14 protein-coding genes and 1 tRNA gene are annotated in these 20,637 nt (G+C 38.4%); 8 read left to right on the forward strand and 7 right to left on the reverse strand.

Annotated features, from left to right (window positions below):
• Positions 1-39: 39 nt before the first annotated feature.
• Together ACVWYG_RS06180 and ACVWYG_RS06185 are read right to left on the reverse strand one after the other, a co-directional pair.
• A complete protein-coding gene (locus tag ACVWYG_RS06180) occupies positions 40-2,406 on the reverse strand; it encodes an ABC transporter permease (protein ID WP_457269294.1) in 2,367 nt (788 codons plus the stop codon).
• Between the two features lie 136 nt (positions 2,407-2,542).
• Entirely contained in the window at positions 2,543-3,220 is a 678-nt protein-coding gene (locus ACVWYG_RS06185) for an ABC transporter ATP-binding protein (RefSeq protein WP_354358048.1), read from the reverse strand.
• A gap of 83 nt (positions 3,221-3,303) precedes the next feature.
• On the opposite strand from ACVWYG_RS06185, the gene ACVWYG_RS06190 reads away from it, so the two are divergent.
• Positions 3,304-3,654: a four helix bundle protein gene (locus ACVWYG_RS06190; protein ID WP_457269295.1), complete on the forward strand. Its 351-nt coding sequence runs from the start codon at positions 3,304-3,306 to the stop codon at positions 3,652-3,654.
• A gap of 40 nt (positions 3,655-3,694) precedes the next feature.
• Here the strand turns inward: ACVWYG_RS06190 and ACVWYG_RS06195 are convergent, their stop codons facing one another.
• The gene (locus ACVWYG_RS06195) at positions 3,695-4,948 is read right to left on the reverse strand and encodes an efflux RND transporter periplasmic adaptor subunit (protein WP_457269296.1); all 1,254 of its coding nucleotides are present in this window, start codon (positions 4,946-4,948) and stop codon (positions 3,695-3,697) included.
• A gap of 444 nt (positions 4,949-5,392) precedes the next feature.
• Here ACVWYG_RS06195 and ACVWYG_RS06200 point away from each other — a divergent pair, with 444 nt between their 5' ends.
• Positions 5,393-6,748, forward strand: a complete 1,356-nt coding sequence (locus tag ACVWYG_RS06200) for a sigma-54-dependent transcriptional regulator (protein WP_457269297.1) — start codon at positions 5,393-5,395, stop codon at positions 6,746-6,748.
• 44 nt (positions 6,749-6,792) lie between these two features.
• A complete protein-coding gene (locus ACVWYG_RS06205) occupies positions 6,793-8,151 on the forward strand; it encodes a sensor histidine kinase (RefSeq protein WP_457269298.1) in 1,359 nt (452 codons plus the stop codon).
• A gap of 215 nt (positions 8,152-8,366) precedes the next feature.
• Here ACVWYG_RS06205 and ACVWYG_RS06210 read toward each other — a convergent pair whose 3' ends face one another.
• The 4 genes from ACVWYG_RS06210 to ACVWYG_RS06225 all read right to left on the reverse strand — a co-directional run bounded on the left by ACVWYG_RS06210 (position 8,367) and on the right by ACVWYG_RS06225 (position 15,054).
• Positions 8,367-9,869 carry a peptide MFS transporter gene (locus tag ACVWYG_RS06210; protein WP_457269299.1) on the reverse strand — a complete coding sequence of 501 codons (1,503 nt, stop codon included), beginning with the start codon at positions 9,867-9,869 and terminating at the stop codon, positions 8,367-8,369.
• A gap of 24 nt (positions 9,870-9,893) precedes the next feature.
• Entirely contained in the window at positions 9,894-11,708 is a 1,815-nt protein-coding gene (locus tag ACVWYG_RS06215; RefSeq protein ID WP_457269300.1) for a peptide MFS transporter, read from the reverse strand.
• A 276-nt stretch (positions 11,709-11,984) separates the two neighbouring features.
• On the reverse strand, positions 11,985-12,872 hold the full coding sequence (locus tag ACVWYG_RS06220) for a hypothetical protein (RefSeq protein ID WP_457269301.1): 888 nt from the start codon (positions 12,870-12,872) through the stop codon (positions 11,985-11,987).
• A 1,003-nt stretch (positions 12,873-13,875) separates the two neighbouring features.
• On the reverse strand, positions 13,876-15,054 hold the full coding sequence (locus ACVWYG_RS06225) for an acetyl-CoA C-acyltransferase (RefSeq protein ID WP_457269302.1): 1,179 nt from the start codon (positions 15,052-15,054) through the stop codon (positions 13,876-13,878).
• Positions 15,055-15,334: 280 nt separating this feature from the next.
• Here ACVWYG_RS06225 and ACVWYG_RS06230 point away from each other — a divergent pair, with 280 nt between their 5' ends.
• The 5 genes from ACVWYG_RS06230 (at position 15,335) to ACVWYG_RS06250 (ending at position 20,621) form a co-directional block, all read left to right on the forward strand.
• A complete protein-coding gene (locus ACVWYG_RS06230) occupies positions 15,335-17,338 on the forward strand; it encodes an HD family phosphohydrolase (RefSeq protein ID WP_457269303.1) in 2,004 nt (667 codons plus the stop codon).
• A gap of 93 nt (positions 17,339-17,431) precedes the next feature.
• Positions 17,432-17,521, forward strand: a tRNA-Ser gene (locus ACVWYG_RS06235).
• A 239-nt stretch (positions 17,522-17,760) separates the two neighbouring features.
• Complete coding sequence (locus tag ACVWYG_RS06240; RefSeq protein ID WP_457269304.1) at positions 17,761-19,017, forward strand: site-specific integrase; 1,257 nt, start codon at positions 17,761-17,763, stop codon at positions 19,015-19,017.
• Between the two features lie 294 nt (positions 19,018-19,311).
• Positions 19,312-19,680 (forward strand): plasmid mobilization protein, encoded by a 369-nt coding sequence (locus tag ACVWYG_RS06245; protein WP_457269305.1) that lies wholly within the window; start codon positions 19,312-19,314, stop codon positions 19,678-19,680.
• The gene (locus tag ACVWYG_RS06250) at positions 19,677-20,621 is read left to right on the forward strand and encodes a relaxase/mobilization nuclease domain-containing protein (protein ID WP_457269306.1); all 945 of its coding nucleotides are present in this window, start codon (positions 19,677-19,679) and stop codon (positions 20,619-20,621) included. Before ACVWYG_RS06245 ends, ACVWYG_RS06250 begins: the two co-directional genes overlap by 4 nt.
• Positions 20,622-20,637: the final 16 nt, after the last annotated feature.

A 20,637-nucleotide genomic window follows, 5' to 3' on the forward strand; every position in this document is an offset into this window, starting at 1 on the left:
CTGATTTCTGATCTCTGACCTCCGATTTCTGACATCTCATTACTCTGTCCTCAAACTCTTTATAGGATTTGCCAGTGCTGCTTTTATCGCTTGAAAACTTACGGTTCCAAAAGCGATAAGGAGGGCGACCGCCGCCGTAAACACAAAAACATACCAATTTATGTTGATTCTATATTCATAATCTAGCAGCCAATTGTGCATAAACCAGTAAGCTATAGGGAATGCAATAAAGCAGGCGATAAATACCAGTTTTAAGAATTCTTTAGACAAAAGTTGGGTGATGGAACTGACCGAAGCGCCCAGCACCTTTCTTATGCCAATTTCCTTCCTTTTCTGTTCTGCAACGAATGCCGATAGACCGAATAATCCCAGACAAGAGATAAAAATTGTCAATCCACCAAAAATGCCTGCGAGTACTCCCACAAATTTTTGCTGTTTAAATTTACTTTCAAAATCCTGATCGATAAAATGATAATCTAAAGATGTTGAAGGATCGAACTTTTTAAATACAGAGGTAATACTGGCAAGCACAGTTTCTGTATTTTGAGTGGGTTTTAGTTTTAGAAAGACGGTATTTGCGTATTTTGGAAAATGATAAAAGATCAGAGGTGCGGGAATGTTTGCACTCATATCATTGTAGACAAAGTCTTTTGTGATACCAATAATAGTCATGGGCGCTTGCACGCCACCTCGTCTAAGTTGCCCGCCAACCACACCTTCTTTTCCCATCTTTTTTGCAAATGCCTGATTGATAATTACGTTCATAGAATCAGTTTCTACAGAACTGGAGAAGCCGCGCCCATCCGCTAAGCTAATGTCAAAAGTTTTAAAATAGTCGTCGTCGGTTTGTACGGTAGTAATGAGCAAGTCTTCAACATCAGTTTTTCCGTTCCAAGTGTAACCGCCACCATTAAAGTACATACTCAACGGAGAATTAGATCCTACTGAGGCAGACTCAACAACACCTGTAGCTAACAATTCTTGCTTTAATGATGGCAAATTATTTTTCTGCACTGCGCTCAAATCTGTATAAAGCACATTGTTTTTATTGAATCCAAGATTGCGACTTTTAGTGTGTTGAATCTGTTGGTAGATCAAAACAACAGCGATTATAATGACCGCCGAGACGGTGAATTGAATGACCACAAGAATCTGTCGAATAAAGCCGGTAGCTCTTCCACCACCATAAATTTGATTTTTAAGGGCATTCCCAAGTTTAAAAGAGGAAAGGTATACTGCGGGATAGCTGCCCGCAAGCAAACCACAAATTAGGCCTACACCAACTATAAATAAAAGGTGTAAAGGCTCTAAAATATTTAAATGAAGGTCCACCCCAATAAGGGTGTTAAATGACGACAGTAAACAGGCTATAATTAGGGTTGCCACCATGGTAGCCAAATACGCGATCATTAAAGATTCTAAAAGAAATCTTGCAATGAGCATGCTTTTTGGAGAACCTAGCACTTTTCGCATGCCAATTTCTTTCACCCTTTTTCCACTTCTAGCTGTGGAAAGATTCATAAAGTTGATGCAAGCAATTAGCAGAATTATAAGTGCGACGGAACTAAACATCTTGATGTATTCAATTCTACCTTTATTTGTTTCTCGTCCATTTACAAATTGCCCATAAAGCGCCATTCTGCTCATAGGATAAAGAGAAAGCACGTTGTTTGATTCTGCGTTGTGTTTTTTAACCAACATTGATACTTTTTTGTTCAGCGATTGCAGGTCTGTATTTGGAGCAAGCTGAACCCAGGTATTTGTCCAGTTGTTTCCCCAAGCGTCTCCTTGTTTATTTTGCGCATAAAATACCTCGTAAGGAAGCAAAAAATCTACATTATAAAAGGAATTGTTTTCAGGCACATCTGCATAAATTGCAGATACTTTGTAGAGATTGGTATCAATTTTTAAAGTCTTTCCAATGGCATTTTCCGTACGGAAAAAACGTCTTGCCAGAGATTGGGAAATTGCCACCTGAGAAATGTCGCTCAAAGCTGTCGAAAGGTTTCCGGTTATAATTTTTAAATTAAACATTTTTAGAAATGATCCATCTACAAAAGCACCTGCTTGACTAATACTCTTATGATCGAGCGAAATCGTGCTTTTCACGTCGTTGAATCGAGATGCATCCTCAACCTGCGGAAAATCTGTCTTAAGAGTTTGCTTGGCCTGAAAAGGCGTTGCAGAAAAAGTGTAGGTATCAGCTCCGTAAGTCTGCGTGTTTTTTACATTGTAGATATTGCTTAGGTTGGATATATTGTCGTTAAATTTCACATAATATTCTACCCATAGAAATATAAAAGCAGCGCACGCAATTCCTACTGCCAGACCAGCAATATTTAAAATACTGAAAGTTGAATTTCGTTTCAGGTTTCTACATGCGATTTTGAAATAATTCTTAAACATTTTGCAGGTGTTATTTAATGGTATAGTTTAAAGATTATGGGTTACGAGTTTAAGGTAGCAGGCTTGGGCGCTATCGGTAATTGATAACGCATATGTCATTGAAGGCATCTCATATCCAAATTCTGACATCCAACTGCTACACTAAAATATTCTCCGTTACGCTCTGCCCATCGAGCATTCTAATAATCCTATGACTATATTTTGCATCATGCTCGCTGTGGGTTACCATTATCACAGTAGTGCCTTGCTCATTCAAGTCTGTTAGCATTTGCATTACTTCATTTCCGTTGCTACTATCCAAGTTTCCAGTAGGCTCATCGGCAAGAATTAATTTTGGATGATTTACAACAGCTCGGGCAACGGCAACGCGTTGTTGCTGCCCACCGCTAAGCTGCTGCGGAAAATGGTTTCTCCTGTGCATAATCTGCATCTTATCAAGTACCTCTTCTACACGTTTTTTGCGTTCGGCTGCAGGAACTTTGGTGTAAATAAGGGGTAATTCTACGTTTTCAAAAACGGTCAGCTCGTCGATCAGGTTAAAGCTTTGGAATACAAAACCAATATTGTGCTTGCGCAAGTTTGCTCTTTGACGTTCATTATAGCCTGCCACTTCTTCTCCATTAAATAGAAAGCTTCCTCCATCTGGGTCGTCTAATAAACCGACGATGTTTAGCAGGGTAGATTTTCCGCAACCCGATGGACCCATTACAGCCACAAATTCGCCTTCGCGAACGGAGAAAGAAAGTTTGTTTAATGCAACCGTTTCCACTTCTTCGGTACGGTAATTTTTTTCCAGATTGGTAATTTTGATCATGGTGCGAGTTATGAGTTATCAGATGTCAGTTATCAGATATTTGCAGGATTGTCAAATCCTTTTAATATTTCTAATTTTATTTTATGAAAAATTTCAAACAATTATTATTCTGGCAAAAAAGCCATTTGGTTACTTTAAAAATCTATTCGATTACAAAAGCCTCTTTTCCAAAAGAGGAAGTATATGGTTTAGTTTCTCAAATGAGACGGTCAAATTCTTCAGTGCCCACCAATATTGCAGCGGGTTGTGGTCGTACAAGTAACGCGGAACTCAAGCGTTTTTTGACTATTGCTACAGGCTCTTGCTCTGAACTTGAATACCAACTATTATTATCTAAAGATTTATCGTATATCTCAGGTGAGGATTATTTAAAACTAAGTGATGACGTTATTGAAATTAAAAAAATGATTTATTCATACATGTCCACGTTGTAATGCAACTGAAAATAGTTGACATCTGCTTTCTGATAACCGACTACCTCTTTAAAATAAGCTCCTGCATATCTCCATAATTTTCATAACTATTTGTAATCACTTTATCTCCAGGTTTTAAACCTTGTAAAACTTCATAATAATCGGGGTTTTGGCGGCCAAGCTGAATGTCTACCTTGTAGGCAACAGAACCATTTTCGCCAACCTTAAAAATCCAATTGCCGCCGGTTTGCTGATAGAATCCCCCTTTCGGCAATAAAATGGCTTGAGTTTCATCACTTAAAGTGAGATGTATTTGTAAAGTTTGGCCGCGGCGGATGTTTGCCGGCGCTTTGCCTACAAACTCCATATCAACCTGGAAACGACCATTAGTCACTTGAGTATAAACCTTTTTAATTACTAATGGATAGTTTTTTCCGGCAACATCTGCATCCCCTTTAAGGCCGTTAAAAATTCTACTGATATAATGTTCATCTACGTCAACCCGAACTTTAAAGCCACTCATTACGTCCAATTGTCCCAAACGCTGACCTTTATTTTTGCTTTCGCCAATTTCTGCATCCAAAGAGGTTAATTGACCATCTACCGGCGCCCGTACCACCAAATCACCTACCTTTTTACGCATCAGCGCCAGCGTTTTTTTCATCTGACTATAAGATTCCCCCATTTGAGTTGCCTGCAACGACATCGAAGTCGCATCCGTTTTCATAACGTCTTTGGTAAGCTGCTTCCGCTTGGTTTGATAATCGTAAAGGTTTTTGCTGCTGTTAAATTCTTGGGTACTGATTACTTTTTGAGCAAACAATTTTTTGTTCATGTTGTATACCCTTGCCGCTTCCTTTAAAGCAACGTCGACGTCTGCATCTTGGTTTTGTCTGCTGATGGAGTTTTGCTCAGAATTATTTTTACTGATCTGCATCTGAGTAAGCACATTAAAAACCTGTGTTTCTTGGTTCGCCAATTGAAGCTCAAGATCGGTGTTCGAAAGTCTTAAAATTGGCTGTCCTTTCGTCATCATGGCGCCGTCTTCTACAAATTTTTCTTCCACACGACCACCTTCCATAGCATCTAAATAGATGGTTGTTTGTGGCATCACTACTCCGTTAACAGGAATAAACTCTTGAAAACTACCTTTTTTAATCTCACTTACCGTTAGGCGCTCTGTATCTACGTTAAGTTTCGATTTCCCCGAGGTGAAATAGATGCTGCCGAAAACCAACGACACAATTGCAGCAATGCCCACAATGGTTAAGATCCTTTTTCGGCTCCACTTTTTCTTTTCTAACTGTCTATCCATGTATCTATAAATCTGAGGCAGAATGCGCGGTTAACGCGCTATTCAAGCGTTCCGTTGTTTGGGTTAAAAATCTTACTTCTTTATTAGTCAATACTGTGCCAACGAGTTAATTAATTGATTTATTGATATTTATGTTGTTTTATGTTTATACAAGTGTTCGGTTATGATACACCGAGCGTTCGGTAATGATACAGATTTTTTGAGAAGTTTAATTGTGTGAGTTTGACGTTTGTTTTTAACTTGCGGTGATCAATTTGAATTTGATATATTAAGGAATACTTGTAAGTATTGGCTGCCGGTTTTGCGAACGAAGGTGGAGATATTTGCTTTGAAATACAAAATTTACCTCTCTACTGATTGAACATATTGAGACTTTAGATTTTTGCTATCCCGGTTTCCTAAAATGCCTTTCAACTGTTACCTAATCACTATTACTTTTATCCCATGACCTTAAAAAACGCAAAAATATTAGTTGTAGATGATGATACAGATGTTTTGACGGCGGTTAGGTTGTTGTTAAAAACGGAAGTAAATGAGGTGGTGACGGAAAAAAATCCGGAGAATATGTTGCAGTTGCTAAGCAGAACTCGTTTTGATCTGGTATTGTTGGATATGAACTTTAACAGCAGCATCAATACAGGAAATGAAGGACTTTTTTGGTTAAAGAAAATTAAAGCAACCAAACCTGATATTGCTGTGGTGATGATTACCGCTTATGGAGAGATAGACCTTGCTGTGAGGTCCTTAAAGGAAGGAGCAGCAGATTTTATGATTAAACCTTGGAACAACCAAAAGTTGTTGGGGTTGATAAATGAAGCGCTTTCAGGCAAGAAAAAATCGCCTGAAAATAAAAATTCGGAGCAAGCAAAAAATTCTGGCGGACAACAAATGCTAGGAGATAGCGAAGCAATGAAAGATGTTTTCTTAAAGATCGAAAAAATTGCGCCGACAGATGCAAATGTTTTAATACTGGGCGAAAATGGAACAGGAAAGGATTTAATTGCACAATCCATCCATCATAAATCGCTTAGAAAAGACAAGCCTTTTATAAAAGTTGATGCAGGTGCGTTGACTGAATCGCTCTTTGAAAGTGAATTATTCGGGCATAAAAAAGGCGCATTTACTGATGCTCGGGCAGATCGTATGGGAAGATTTGAAGCTGCAAACGGAGGGACAATATTTTTAGATGAGATAGGAAATATCTCACTGCACCAACAAGTCAAGCTGCTATCGGTTTTGCAGAATCGGCAGGTAATGAGGTTGGGAAGTAACGAACAGATTCCAATAGATATTAGGTTAATTTGCGCCACTAATATGCCTTTGCAGGAGTTGGCTGATGAATTTAAGTTCCGTAAAGATTTAATTTACAGAATAAATACCGTAGAACTTATGGTGCCTCCATTGCGAAATCGTAAGCAAGATATTATGTTACTGAGCAATCACTATGCGGACATTTATGGTAAAAAATATCTAAAATCTAAACTCAGCTTTGGCAAAAGTGCAGAAGACAAATTGATGGCGCACAGCTTTCCTGGAAATGTGCGCGAGTTGCAATATATTATAGAGAGAGCTGTAATTATGGCAGATGACAGCCGATTATCCGCAGAAGATTTAATCTTTTCACCCATTGAAAAGAAGGAAGAGATTGCCGAATCTAGCATGATGAAACTGAGTAACGTTGAGAAAATTACCATCATCAATGCGATAGAAAAACATCAAGGAAATATTACACAGGCTGCAAAAGAACTTGGTTTAACCAGAACAGCCCTTTACAGAAGGCTTAGTAAATATGATTTGTAAATGAAGTCTCATATCTCACACCTCATCTCTCAAATCTATTTTACATGATTAAAAACTACCAATGGTGGATATTAGTAAGGGTAATATTGCAGTTGCTTACGCTTTCTGCACTTGCTTATTTACTAGTTACGGGCAAATACATCTACCTAATTTTAGTGCTTCCTGTGCTTATTTTTCAACTCGTAGATATTTTCAACTTTCATTTGAAAGCGCAACGAGAGGTTGAACAATTTGTGGAAAGTGTGCATTATCGAGATTTTTCTAGATATTTTAATGTGAAGCAGGCACCTTCTGAGTTACAACCGCTAAGACAAGGTTTTAACGACATTAACAGTACTTTTAAAGTGATCAGTAGGGAGCGCGAAACTCAATTTGTATATCTTCAAAAAATACTAGAATTGGTAGACACTGGAATTTTGTCTTATAAAATCAGCTCTGGCGAGGTCGTCTGGTTAAATGAAACTTTAAAAAATTTGTTGGGTGTTCCCTACCTAAAAACGATCAGCTCTTTACAAAAAAGAGCTCCAGGCATTTTTGACGCATGCATCGCCATTAAAGCTGGCGAGCATAAAATTATTACCATTAGTAAAGAATCTTCGACCATTAAAGTGGTTATTGCGGCAACAGCATTTCAAACCGACGGAGAAGTTTTTAAATTGATTGCGTTTCAAAATGTAAATGAAGCTTTGGATGAAACTGAGGCAAATGCTTGGCAAAAGTTATTAAGTGTAATGACGCATGAGATTATGAATTCCATTGCGCCGATTTCTTCGCTTGCTTCCACGTTAAAACGTACCATTCAAGAAGCTTCTTTACATAAGCAAAATATAGATGGAAAGCTAGAAGATTTAGAATTAGGTATAGAGACCATTGAACGCAGAAGCAACGGCCTGCTGAAATTTGCCGAGACTTATAGAAATCTAAACAAGATAACTGAACCCAATACAAAAAAAATTAGGGTGTTAGATCTTTTTCAAAATTTAGAGGATTTGATGGAGCCAACTTTCCAGCAAAAATCTATTGAGTTGGACATTATTTTAAAAGATCCACAGATTGTAATAGACGCTGACATCCATTTAATTGAGCAGGTGCTTATTAACTTATTAGTCAACGCGGTTGAAGCCATTAAAGAAGTAGAAAATCCAAAAATTACGCTGTCCGCATATCATGAATCTAACAAAACGATTGTTAAAATTAGTGACAACGGCGGGGGAATTCTTCCAGAGATTATGGAACAAATTTTTATCCCGTTTTTTAGTACTCGAAAAACTGGTAGCGGTATTGGACTAAGTTTGAGCAAACAAATTATGTTGCTGCATAAAGGAAGCATCCAAGTAAAGAGTGAAATGGAAGTTGGAACGGCGTTTATGTTGGTTTTTTCAAAGAGTTTGGAGCAAAGATAAAGGCGCAAAGAACAAAGATTGGGTGTTCAAGTATCAAGCGCTCCAAGCTGTTACCTTGCGCGTTGCGGAGTTTAATTGAGGGGTATTTTCGAGTCCGTAAAGATTAAATTGGAAAAAATATCCAATCTTGATTATAAATCTCGGTTTGGTAGAACTTTGTAATCGCCCTGCGGAAGCTGTTGAATGACCGAATACCTACGACCTATTTTTCAAACCTACCTCACATCACCCATCCATCTTTTTAACAATGGAACCAATAAAAGTAATAAAATGCCGATGCCAGCGCTGTATAATGCAATCTGGTATAAAATGTCTGAGTAGTACGGTAGCGAGGTCACGGGATTATTTTGCGCAACCACACTTTTAGGTACACTCATCATAGCGCCTATTTTACCCGCTAAAAACTCTCCAATAGCGGTTGCAAAAAACCAGATGCCCATTACCATGCCCACAATATTTGCAGGAGATAATTTGGTAACCATAGATAAGCCGACTGGAGACAAGCACATTTCGCCACAAATGATAAAAAAATACCCCATTACGAAAGCGGTTAAGCTTATTAAGCCCGTTCCTAAACTTGCTTGGCAGCCAAGATAAAACACAAAAAAACCTACAGCAACAAACATAAACGAAAGCGCAAATTTTAGCGGCGTAGAAGGTTCTAATTTTCTCTTCGCTAGCCAAGGCCACAGCCAAGCAAAACAAAAACTTAACAGAACTACCCAAGCTGGTGGTAAGAAATTATTTACAGAAAGTGCTGGCAATTCGTATCCGAAAACTTTTAAATCGACGTTGCGTAACGCAAACAAATTTAAAGAACCTGCATTTTGCTCGTAAAAAGCCCAAAAAACGGTAGAAGAGGCGATTAAGATAAGTGCGGAGATTAACTTAAACCTTGCTAATTTTTCTAAAGTAAAAGCAATATACAAGAGGTAAGCGACAGAAAGCACAGCTAGTGAAAGCATAATTACTTCCATCGATTCGTAGAAGTTAAATAGGGTAACGATCAGCGGAAGCGCTAAAAACGTTGCTCCATAGATTAAGTATTCCACTTTGAGAAAGCCCAAAACTTTTTTGTTCAGCGCATTTGTAAGCGGCAATCCTTTGTCTTTTAAAGAGCTTTTTCCGAAATAAAAAACTACCATGCCCAACACCATAAATATTCCGGCGAGGCCGAAACCATAATGCCAATTAATTTTTTCGCCTACATAACCACAAAGTACGCCACCTAATGCCGCACCAATGTTTATGCCCATATAAAAAATAGAAAATGCGCTGTCTTTTCGTGGGTCGTTGTTGGCATATAATGTGCCTACCAAGCTAGAAATGTTTGGCTTAAAAAATCCATTTCCACAGATGATAAACGCCATTCCGTAAAAAAAGCTCCAATCTGATGGGATCGCCAACACAAAATGACCGATTACCATCATAAAACCGCCGAACATAATCGCTCTGCGGTAGCCAAGAAATTTATCTGCCAACATCCCGCCAAACATTGGCATGGTGTATACAAGTGCGGCATAAGCACCTAAAATGGCATAACCTTTTGGTTCATCAAAATTTAATTGAGTAACCATGTAGGTTAATAAAAGGGCCTTCATTCCATAAAAGGAGAATCTTTCCCACATCTCGGTAAAGAAAAGCAGGTACAATTGTCTGGGATGTTTTTGATCTAGCTGCGCTAAACTTTCAGGAGCGGACGACTCTGTTAAATTCATAATGAAGGCTATTTGCCCAATAAATTAATGAACGCCATGCATCAATCTTTTTATCATTGGGTTTAATAACATAATCAATAGGCCAATACCTATAGGGATCAAGGTAAAAATTAAAAAGAAAGTAGACATGGAATACGCGGCTGTAATTTTGTCTATCTGTCCGCCCATGGTACCTGCAATCTTGTTTCCAATGGCGATGGCCAAATACCAAATACCGAACATAATTCCGATCATGCGGCCTGGAACGAGTTTAGATACATAAGACAATCCTACTGGAGAGATAAACAGTTCGCCCATCGTATGGAAAAAATAAGCTAAAATTAGCCAAACCATACTCACCGACGCTACTTTGGCGCCAGAAGGAATGGCGCTTGAACCATATGCGAGCGCGGCGAATCCGATACCAAGTAAAATCATTCCAAATCCATTTTTCATGGTTGCGCTAGGATTATATTTACTTTCCCAGAGTTTAGAGACTAGCGGTGCAAAAGTGATGATGAAGAGCGAGTTCAAAACGCCAAACCAGGTAGCTGGTACTTCTGCTTTAACTTCTGCATATTGGTTTTTTAACATATAAATTACTAAGATCCAAATGAGTAAAAAACCTAAACCTAAAATAATATTGCCGATGGCGTAATTCTTAAAAGTTCTTTTAAATAAGCTTAGCAATACGTAAGTGATCAAAATTAGTGGCACAACGGTAATTAACGTATTTGCTATGTTGAAAATTATTTTTGCATCACCCTGCAAAATCCTTGCGGTATAATCTTTTGCAAAAATGGACATCGAACCACCGGCTTGTTCAAAGGCTGCCCAAAAGAAAATTTGTATTAGAGCCAAGATTATAACCACAGTCATACGGTCGCGAAGCAGAAACCCATATTGCAGCACGCGTTTTATGAGGATAAAAATAAACAGTGCAAGGGCCGTCAGAATTGCGAAATTACTACCATTTAGCCCGCCTACTGTGAAGTTAAATACGCCAGAGCCGGTTATTTTTGAGTAAGGATCGTTAATCACCCAAACCAATCCAACAATAGCTATAATGGCGATGACAATTAAATCTAAAGTAGAAAATGGATTCTTCTGATCGGGTCTTGAGGGTTGTTTTACTGCTTCGACTGTTTGTAAACCAGAAACTTCCTGTGCCATGTCTTGGGTTTCTTCGTCGTCTTCTTTGGTTGGCTTTAAGCCTATAGAGCCAAAAATATCTTTTGTAAAATAGAATTGTAGCATGCCAACAAACATAAAAACGCCAGCCAATCCAAATCCATAACTCCATCCCCAATCTTTATTTTCTCCTAAATATCCACAAAGTAGCATTCCTAAAAATGCGCCGGCATTTACGCCCATATAGAAAATAGTATAAGCACCATCTTTCTTTTTCTCATGCTTTTTATACATGTGTGATAAAATGGAAGTCATGTTTGGTTTGAAGAATCCGTTACCAATAACAAGCAAACATAAGCCTACGTAAAGAAAAGCGTGGTTTGCCTCAAAAGCCATCGAAAGATGACCGAGTGTCATAATAAACGCGCCGATAATTACTGCCCACCGGTAACCGATTAATTTATCGGCGATATAACCACCCAAAATGGGGGTGAGGTATGCCAAAGAAGTATAAGAACCATAAATGGCTAGTGCATATTCTCGCGGCCATCCCCAACCGGCGTTCTCGCCAATTAAGGAAGATGTTAAGAATATTACCAATAAAGCTCGCATGCCATAGTAAGAGAATCGCTCCCACATTTCGGTAAAAAAGAGTACAAATAGCCCTGCTGGATGGCCTAACACTTTATCTTTAAAAAAGTCGTCTTGGCTATTAAGTGTTGCCTGCATAAAATTTTAGTTGGTTATAAGTTTGGTTTCGCAATAATTTTTGTGTGTTGTCTATTTTTAGCAATTGCAATATAGGTAGCTTAACTTAAACTCACAAATTTTTACTGCCCTGCAAACCCAGGCGTTTTAATGTAGCGTAAAAATTACCAGCTCCTTTTTAAGGATATGTTTACGTTGATGGTATTGCTCAATTAAACAGCTGACTTGTTAAACCTGGAAAAACAATAAATCGGTTTCTTTTTTTGGCGGAGGTATTAATGCTCGTTGGTAAGAAAATCAGTTTTCTGATGTTTTTTTCTTTGGGTCGATGTAAAATTCATCATTTCCGCTTGCGTCGTTTACCAAGTTTATGTTTTCCTGTAGTTTCAGTCGCCCACCGATAATTTTAAATCCATCTACATGTCCATCAGAGCCATAAAACTCAAATTTACCTTCCATATCTGCACTGATGGCAGACAGATGATCGAAAACAAGCATCCCTGCTTTTAGATCAGATTTTAATGTCATGGCATTTTGCTTGTTGTACTCAAAAATCAACCGGTTTTTCCCCTGTAAATTTCCCCCATCAAAAACTGGCGCTCCAAAGGTTACTTCGCTTTTATTGAAGCTCAAGATTTCTATGACTCTTTTAGTAGATCTTTCATTGTTTCCCTTCCATCCCAATAAAATGTAATAAGGCAAACGCGCGGATGAGCTAATGGGAATAATTTCGTAATATTTTGCACCGAACCAATTTTTATTACTTGTAATGATGTTCGGATCTGTTAAGTTTTGGGTTTGATCTATTAGAGGAATTAGGTTTAAAGTACCGTTAGGATTATTCATTTGCAGTGCTCCAAAAAAACGATAAGTACCGTCAGCCAGTTGCACATACCAAGTTAATAATCTGAACGCATTGTCTGGAGATTTTACAATAGCAATTGTTTTTAAGGAATCGAACTGGAGTGTAAAGGAGTTTGGTGTTTTTAATGCTTCTACCAACCCTTTAACAAACAAGCCATTGATTGCAAACTTTTGTTCATCGCTTTGCGCAGATAATACCTTCAACGAGATTTTTTTCAAACTGTCTTGTTGCGACAACCAGTTTTTTGATGTCTGTTGAGATTTTGCCGAAAATACAACCGTCAAAGGAAACACTAAAGCAAAAAGAAGTCTGTATTTCATCACTATAATTTGCAATATCTATTATTATTTTGCATTCTTTTTTAAATCACCACAAGCTATCGTTTGTTGATTTTTGTTCGCAAATTACGGTTTGTAATCTAATTAGATTTGGTTGTGCTGGATTTTCTTAAAATTAAAGCGATACCATCGGTTTGTTCAGCCTTTATGAGGCTTTTTTACAATAGGTTTCAAGAAGGTAAAACGAATCTTTGAGCTGATTTTTGGGTTTGAGCCAGAAGCCGATTTTACCGTAAGTGACCGCTATTATAAGCATAAATTCTTTTATTCTGGCTATTGAATCTTTAAGGTAGAAGAATGGGGGAGAATCGTCCCATAAATTCATAAACTCACTAGAAAAGCAGAACCAGATATTACCATATTATTAGTAGCACGAGTATAAAGCAATAGCTAAAAATCTTTAAAAGGGCGAACGATCAATGGCGAAATATTTGATGAGGGTGTCATGCGTATTTTATTAAACTGTTCTTTATATTGCATTAAGCCCCATAATACGTCGGTTCGCGATTGCTTGGAATTCCCTTTTGTGAGGAACGAGCAAAAAGATTGCAACGTAAAGAGAGACCCGCTTGGTGGGTAACGCCCAAATGATCTAAATAGGACTTTTAATCTAGCTAAGGATTGTTCTCACGATTATTTGGGCGCTTTTACACGCTGTCCATTGTATCTTTAATTGGCTTTAAGGCCAATTAAAGGATGTCATTCCCATCGTTAGCGCAAGATCTAGCATGTGTGTATTGCTTGGAAATCCTTTTTGTGAGGAACGAACAAAAAGATTGGAACGTAAAGCGCGACCCTCTTCAGGGAAACGCCCAAATTATTTTTAAAGCCATTGGAATTAAATTTTTTATTTTGTGGATCTCAGAAAGCTAATGATTAGAATGGCTTTGTAAATGCCGTGTTCATTGAAAAAAAATTCCTTTACATGTCGACATTAAGTACCGACAAACTTTAAAAAAAACATTACACAAACTATACCAATCAATTAATGTATCATTTCCAAAACCAATGCACTAGCTCCACCGCCACCATTACAAATGCCGGCTACTCCAATTTTTCCATTGTTCTGCTTCAGAACAGACAGTAATGTAACTACAATACGGGCGCCCGATGCGCCGAGTGGATGGCCTAGCGCAACTGCACCTCCATTTACATTTACGCTTGCTTCATTCAGCCCTAATTTTTTATTATTGGCTAAAGAAACCACTGCAAAAGCTTCATTAATTTCAAAATAATCTACCTGGTCTTTGGTAACATTGGCTTTTGTTAATGCTAAAGGAATGGCTTTCGAAGGAGCTGTGGTAAACCATTCTGGCGCTTGCTGTGCGTCAGCGAAAGCTAAAATTCTAGCAATTGGCTTTATGCCTAGTTCAGCCGCTTTTTCTGCACTCATAATTACCAATGCTGCTGCGCCATCATTTAGAGAAGACGCATTTGCTGCCGTAACCGTTCCATCTTTTTTAAAAACCGGTTTTAGATGAGGAATTTTATCAAACTTTACGGCTCCAGGCTCATCGTCTTTGTTGATGGTTATCGTTTCGCCTTTTCTGTCTAAATAGCTTATTCCAATAATTTCTTCGGTGAACTTGCCGCTAGACTGTGCATTTTGTGCCCGCTTATAACTTTCTATGGCAAAATTGTCTTGGTCTTCTCTACTAATATTGCAGTCGGTTGCGCATAATTCTGCTGCGCTACCCATGTGGTAATCGTTATAAACATCCCAAAGCCCGTCTTTTACCAACCCATCTATCATTTGGCCGTTGCCTAATTTGTAACCATTTCTAGCTTTGTCTAAATAGTAGGGCACATTGCTCATGCTCTCCATTCCGCCCGCCACCACAATTTGGTTGTCGCCATTGGCGATGCTTTGCGCAGCCAACATAATGGCTTTTGTACCACTTGCACACACTTTGTTGATTGTTGTGGCAGGTAAATCTGGTAATCCTGCATATTTTGCTGCTTGCGTTGCAGGCGCCTGTCCTAAATTAGCCGACAACACATTTCCCATAAATACTTCTTGAATCTGATCTGCCCTTAAACCAGCCTTTTCTACTGCCGCCTTAATCGCAAAACCACCAAGCTGGGTGGCAGAAAACGAAGCTAAAGAACCCCCAAAACTTCCAATAGCTGTTCTAACAGCAGAAACTATTACAATGTCTTTCATGAATTTAAAATTAATACAGATTTTGGTCTGTTGCAAGATAAGTAATTTATCATCGTCCTGCTTTTGTAGAACAGCATGTTTAGATAAATGGTTCGAAGAATTTTAACAACGGCTTTGTATTTGAAAAAATAATGTCTGGTGATTAATCAAAGCGGAAAACTGCTTCTAGTTTAATTTTGTTATTTTTGAAACTTATAATTCGGTTGCATTGGCTAAGATTAGAAAAAACACTCAGAAAATCTTATATCGTAAATATTCCTCTAATATCAAATATTTTTTGATGGCGTTGACGATATTTATCGTTACGCTTTTTTTACCAAAACAACCGCGTTTCAGATATGAATTTGAAAAGGGGAAAGTTTGGATGAACAAAGACCTTGTTGCACCATTTAGTTTTGCCATATTAAAAACGTCTCCACAAGTAAAGAGTGATAAAAAAAATGCGTTAAAAGACGTTTTACCTATCTATCAATATGATAAAAGTATTTCACCCGAAGCGTTGGATGGCTTTTTAAATGAGTTTGATGTGAGGTGGCAAAGTTCTGAATTGAGTGCAAAAAGTAAGGTAATTTACAAATCAGAGGGTGCCAAACTTTTAAAGAATATTTATGCCAAAGGAATTATTGCGTTAAGTGCAAAGCATCAAAAAGGCGACAAAGATTATGATTTTTCTTTGTTGGAAGACAATGTTGAGTCACAAAAGAACAGTCAAGATGTTTTTACAACCGAATCTGCTTTAAACTATTTTAAAAAGAATTTTAAAACAAGCGATCAGGTCATTTTGGATTTAATGACCAATTTAGCCGAAGATCATTTAACGGCTAACATTACTTTTAACGAGCGGCTGACTCAAGTTGTGCTAGACAATAGGGTAAATAGTGTCTCTACCACCAAAGGAATGGTGCAAAGAGGTGAGCTAATTGTGGCGAAAAATGATGTGATTGATGACGATATTTTTCAAAAACTAGAATCGTATAAGGAAGCCTATGATGCGCAAACAAAAATAGTAGGAAGTCCAACACTCGTTTACATCGGGCAGATTTTATTGGTAACGTTCATATTAACGATACTGATCTCATTTCTTTATCTTTTTAGAAAGGATATATTCTCAGATAATAGACAGCTTTCGCTTATTTTAATGATTACCACCATCATGTTGGTGTTGCTTACTTGGGCGTTACGATTAAATATAGTTAGCATTTACTACATCCCGTTTTGTATTGTGCCTATAATTATTAGGATTCTCTTTGATACTCGTTTGGCCCTTTATCAGCACCTATTGGTTGTTTTAATCGCAGGTTTTTTCGTTGCGAATAGTTTTGAGTTTGTGTTTTACCAAGTTACTGCCGGGATGGTGGCTATTTTTAGCATTAAGAATTTTATACAGCGGGAGCGGTTTCTTTTATCGGCTGTTTACATTCTTTTGGCCTATTTTGTTTCTTTTTTGGGCATTGCGCTCTTACGCGAAGGGTCTTTTAAAGACATTGAATGGATTAATTTTATTCCATTTATCTTTAGTGTGTTGTTAACGCTATTGGCCTATCCACTCATTTACGTATTTGAGCGGGTGTTTGGCATTACGTCCGACGTGTCCTTAATTGAATTAACCAATACAAATACGAAACTCCTACGAGAACTTGGATTTAAGGCTCCCGGTACTTTTCAACACTCCTTACAGGTAGCCAACTTGGCCGAAGCTGCCATCTTTAAAATTGGAGGTAATTCTGTATTGGTTAGGGCAGGAGCATTGTATCACGACATAGGCAAAGTAGATAATCCTCAATATTTTATAGAAAACCAAAACACGGGCACCAATCCGCACGATAAGTTGCCTTATGAACAAAGTGCTCAGATTATTATCCAACACGTGCATAAAGGAATAGAGATTTTAAGGAAAAACCAGATTCCAGAAGTGATTGTAGATTTTATTCGTACGCACCATGGCAACACCCGCGTAGATTATTTTTATCAATCTTTTCTTAAAAACTCACCGGAAAAATTTGTAGATGAAAACATTTTCCGTTATCCTGGTCCGATACCTTTTAGCAAAGAAACAGGTGTTTTAATGTTGGCAGATTCGGTAGAAGCTGCCTCTAGGAGTCTGAAAAATCCGGATGCCCCGAAGATAAATGAGCTGGTTGAACGCATTATTGACTACAAATTGGAGCAGAAGCAACTTGATAATTGCGATTTAACATTAAAAGATATTGAGACTATCAAATTGATATTCAAGACCATGCTGATGAGTATTTACCATGTGAGAATAGATTACCAAGAAGTGTAACGATTTTTTTTTGTACAATAGCTTGTTTTGCTATATTTGTGCCGCCGAAAGGGCTTGAATTTAAGCAAAATCAATCGGCAAGTAATTTAAATTGGAGAGGTGCCTGAGTGGCCGAAAGGAACAGTTTGCTAAACTGTCGTACTGGCAACGGTACCGCGGGTTCGAATCCCGCCCTCTCCGCCAATGTGTTATCAAAATACAACAAAACGCTTTAAACTTATGTTTAAGGCGTTTTTCGTTTGTAAACCTATAGCAAAACCATACAATTTATCGCATGCTGAGGTGCGCCATTAGGTGTCCTTTTACACCAGCACCGCTTGGGGCACCTTAATCCTTTTAAGTTATTGACCGTCAAGATGTTCAATTCTTAAACATCTTGACGGCGACAACGCAATTAGCTAATTTTATTCAAATTTATTGCGATGAACAAGAGAATGGGACTATTTTTCTTCCTGAAAAAATCGAAAGTCAATGCCGATGGCCTCGTGCCTATCTATTTACGTATCACCATTGAAGGTCTACGAACAGACATTTCTTCAAAACGGTGCATCGACCCGACCAAATGGAACAATCAGAGCCAAAAAGTAATCGGCAGCAGTGAGCAAGTCCGAAGTATCAACTCATGCCTAAAAGCATTAGAGGTTAAGACTCATACTGCATGTCGGGAAATGGAGGGTAAACAATTAACCATTACCTCGTCGGGACTTAAAGCATTTATGTTTGACGAATGGGTTTTACCCATCGTTATGCCTGAAAAAACAATTTTGGGCGTCTTCCGTACTCATAATCTGGAAATAAGATCTCTGATAGGGAAAGGCTTTGCCAAAGGTACCGTGCAGAGGTATGAGACCAGTTATAGTCATACGGCAGCGTTCATCAAATGGAAATACCAGACGGACGATGTAACATTGAAGAATATCGACCATGAGTTTGTGACTGCCTATGATTACTATCTGCGAAGCGTCCGAAACTGCGCCAACAATTCAACGGTCAAATACGTAAAGAACTTCAAAAAAATTGTTTTGATCTGTCTGGCAAATTGTTGGATGGAAAAGAACCCATTTTTGTTATATAAAGTAAAATTGAAGAAAGTGGTAAGGGAATTCTTGAATATGGACGAGATCCAGCGCATTGCAAACCACGACTTTAAATTCAACAGGCTTAGCCAGGTACGCGATATATTCTTATTCTGCTGTTTTACGGGGCTTGCCTATGTTGACGTTGTCAAGCTTAAAAAAACAGAAATCGTAACTGATGATAAATCTGAAAAATGGATTATCACTTACCGGGAAAAGACCAAGACTCAGGTAAAGGTTCCTTTGCTAAGAGCCGCTCTGGACATTCTGGAAAAATATGAAGACCATCCGCTTTGCGCAGATCATTCACGCGTATTGCCCGTATCGAGTAACCAGAAGACCAATAACTACCTAAAAGAGATTGCAACTGCTTGCAATATCGACAAGGAACTTACCTTTCATATCGCAAGGCATACTTTTGCCACAACGGTAACACTCGCAAACGGCGTACCTATTGAATCAGTGAGCAAGATGTTGGGGCATACCGATATCAAGACGACACAACATTACGCCAAAATCCTTGATCTGAAACTGTCCCAAGATATGGCCCTTCTGAAAAGCAAATTTGAGGGGATAAACCTGAAATCTATCGAAGGAAAATAATCTAAGGGAACGACAATTTCTATTTCTCGAGTTTCTAAAACCGTTACCAAATGTAAATTCTCAATCTATAAAATATGCCAAACTTTCAAATAAAAAACAATATTAACTTGGTTTCAAAGTAAACAATAGCCAGTTGTTTTGACACTTAAAATGACTTTGTAAACCATGACTATTTATTGGCCATCGGTAGGGAGCAAGTTTGTGTTTTTGTTACACAAAAACCTTTTTCGCCCTGCGAAAAAGAACTTGTCTTTTTACTCCCGATGGTCGCAAAAAGTAGGAAAAGGAAAATGTATGGAACCTCGGGAAAATAAAATAGATCTGCCCAAAAAAATGGGGGGTAGGCCGATAAAGAAAATCAAGAAAGAAACCGGTATCAGGATCCGCCTCACCAAAACTGAGTATTTTATGATCCGGGAAAAGGCAAAGAAGGCAGGGATGAGGGTAAGTGAATGGTGCCGGCAATCCGCAAAATCAGCAAGGATAACCCCAAGGTTGAGTGCCGAAGATCTTCAACAGTTCAGGGTTCTGTCAGGTATGGCGAACAATCTGAACCAGCTCACTAAACTTGCACATCAACAGGGGATATTATTGGTGCAAAAGAAATGTAGGGAACTGATTGCCGAGATAGATGCACTGATCAAAAAGTTGATAAACGAATGATAGGGAAAATAGTGATCGGAAAAAGTTTTGGCGGTTGCGTGAGGTATGTGGTGGAGAAAAAGGATGCTATACTGCTACATAGCGATGGGTTAAGGATGGACAAAATTTCCGGTACGATACAGGATTTCAATATCCAGCGAATGGCCAATCCAGAACTCTCAAAAGCGGTCGGGCATATTTCATTGAACTGGAGTGAAAGAGATCTCCATCTGCTGAATCCCGAAAAGATGTTGAACATGGCAATGGAATACCTAAAACTGATGACGATCAAAGATACCCAGCTACTTATCGTTCAGCACACGGACAATCACCATCCGCATCTGCACATCATCTATAACAGGGTCGACAATAATGGAAAAACCATCTCAGATCAGTTCCAGTTTAAGAAGAATATGGCGGCCTGCAAAACCATCACGATGAGCCACGGCCTGTTCATTGCCAGCGATAAGTCACAGGTAAATAGAAAAGCGCTCAAGGGTACCGATAGGGAAAAATACAAGGTATTCGATCAGGTGAAAAGAGCCAAATCAATAAGTAAAAACTGGAACAGCTTTGAGCAACAGCTATCCAAAGTTGGAATTACATTGTCATTTAAATACAAGGGGCAAACGGATGTAGTTCAGGGAATCTCCTTTCGCTCAGGGGAATTCAATTTCAAAGGCTCGGAGCTTGATAGATCCCTGAGTTTTGGAAAGATTGATGGGTATTTCAATCAGCACGCTGCAATTCAGAGCGCAACAAAAACTATGGAGACAGAAGTCAAATCAGGTTATATAGAAACGCCATCGTCTAATTGGAGCAAAGAACCATCCACAAAAAACTTATTGGATATTCTATTGGAACCCGGCTGTTCGCCGATAGTGGCAGATCCCGAACCAAGACCGAAGAAAAAGAAAAAGAAGGGTGAAGAACAGGAAAGAAATATGGGTATGCGAAGATAAATTAACACTAAAAAAT

Source organism: Pedobacter sp. UYEF25, assembly GCF_054061655.1.

Excerpts from the sequence above, each read along its gene's own strand:
- ACVWYG_RS06180 (WP_457269294.1), bottom strand. The coding sequence starts at position 2,406 with ATGTTTAAGAATTATTTCAAAATCGCATGTAGAAACCTGAAACGAAAT.
- ACVWYG_RS06195 (WP_457269296.1), bottom strand. The coding sequence starts at position 4,948 with ATGGATAGACAGTTAGAAAAGAAAAAGTGGAGCCGAAAAAGGATCTTA.
- ACVWYG_RS06230 (WP_457269303.1), top strand. The coding sequence starts at position 15,335 with ATGGCGTTGACGATATTTATCGTTACGCTTTTTTTACCAAAACAACCG.
- ACVWYG_RS06245 (WP_457269305.1), top strand. The coding sequence starts at position 19,312 with ATGGAACCTCGGGAAAATAAAATAGATCTGCCCAAAAAAATGGGGGGT.
- ACVWYG_RS06200 (WP_457269297.1), top strand. The coding sequence starts at position 5,393 with ATGACCTTAAAAAACGCAAAAATATTAGTTGTAGATGATGATACAGAT.
- ACVWYG_RS06205 (WP_457269298.1), top strand. The coding sequence starts at position 6,793 with ATGATTAAAAACTACCAATGGTGGATATTAGTAAGGGTAATATTGCAG.
- ACVWYG_RS06190 (WP_457269295.1), top strand. The coding sequence starts at position 3,304 with ATGAAAAATTTCAAACAATTATTATTCTGGCAAAAAAGCCATTTGGTT.
- ACVWYG_RS06215 (WP_457269300.1), bottom strand. The coding sequence starts at position 11,708 with ATGCAGGCAACACTTAATAGCCAAGACGACTTTTTTAAAGATAAAGTG.
- ACVWYG_RS06240 (WP_457269304.1), top strand. The coding sequence starts at position 17,761 with ATGAACAAGAGAATGGGACTATTTTTCTTCCTGAAAAAATCGAAAGTC.
- ACVWYG_RS06250 (WP_457269306.1), top strand. The coding sequence starts at position 19,677 with ATGATAGGGAAAATAGTGATCGGAAAAAGTTTTGGCGGTTGCGTGAGG.
- ACVWYG_RS06225 (WP_457269302.1), bottom strand. The coding sequence starts at position 15,054 with ATGAAAGACATTGTAATAGTTTCTGCTGTTAGAACAGCTATTGGAAGT.
- ACVWYG_RS06210 (WP_457269299.1), bottom strand. The coding sequence starts at position 9,869 with ATGAATTTAACAGAGTCGTCCGCTCCTGAAAGTTTAGCGCAGCTAGAT.
- ACVWYG_RS06220 (WP_457269301.1), bottom strand. The coding sequence starts at position 12,872 with ATGAAATACAGACTTCTTTTTGCTTTAGTGTTTCCTTTGACGGTTGTA.
- ACVWYG_RS06185 (WP_354358048.1), bottom strand. The coding sequence starts at position 3,220 with ATGATCAAAATTACCAATCTGGAAAAAAATTACCGTACCGAAGAAGTG.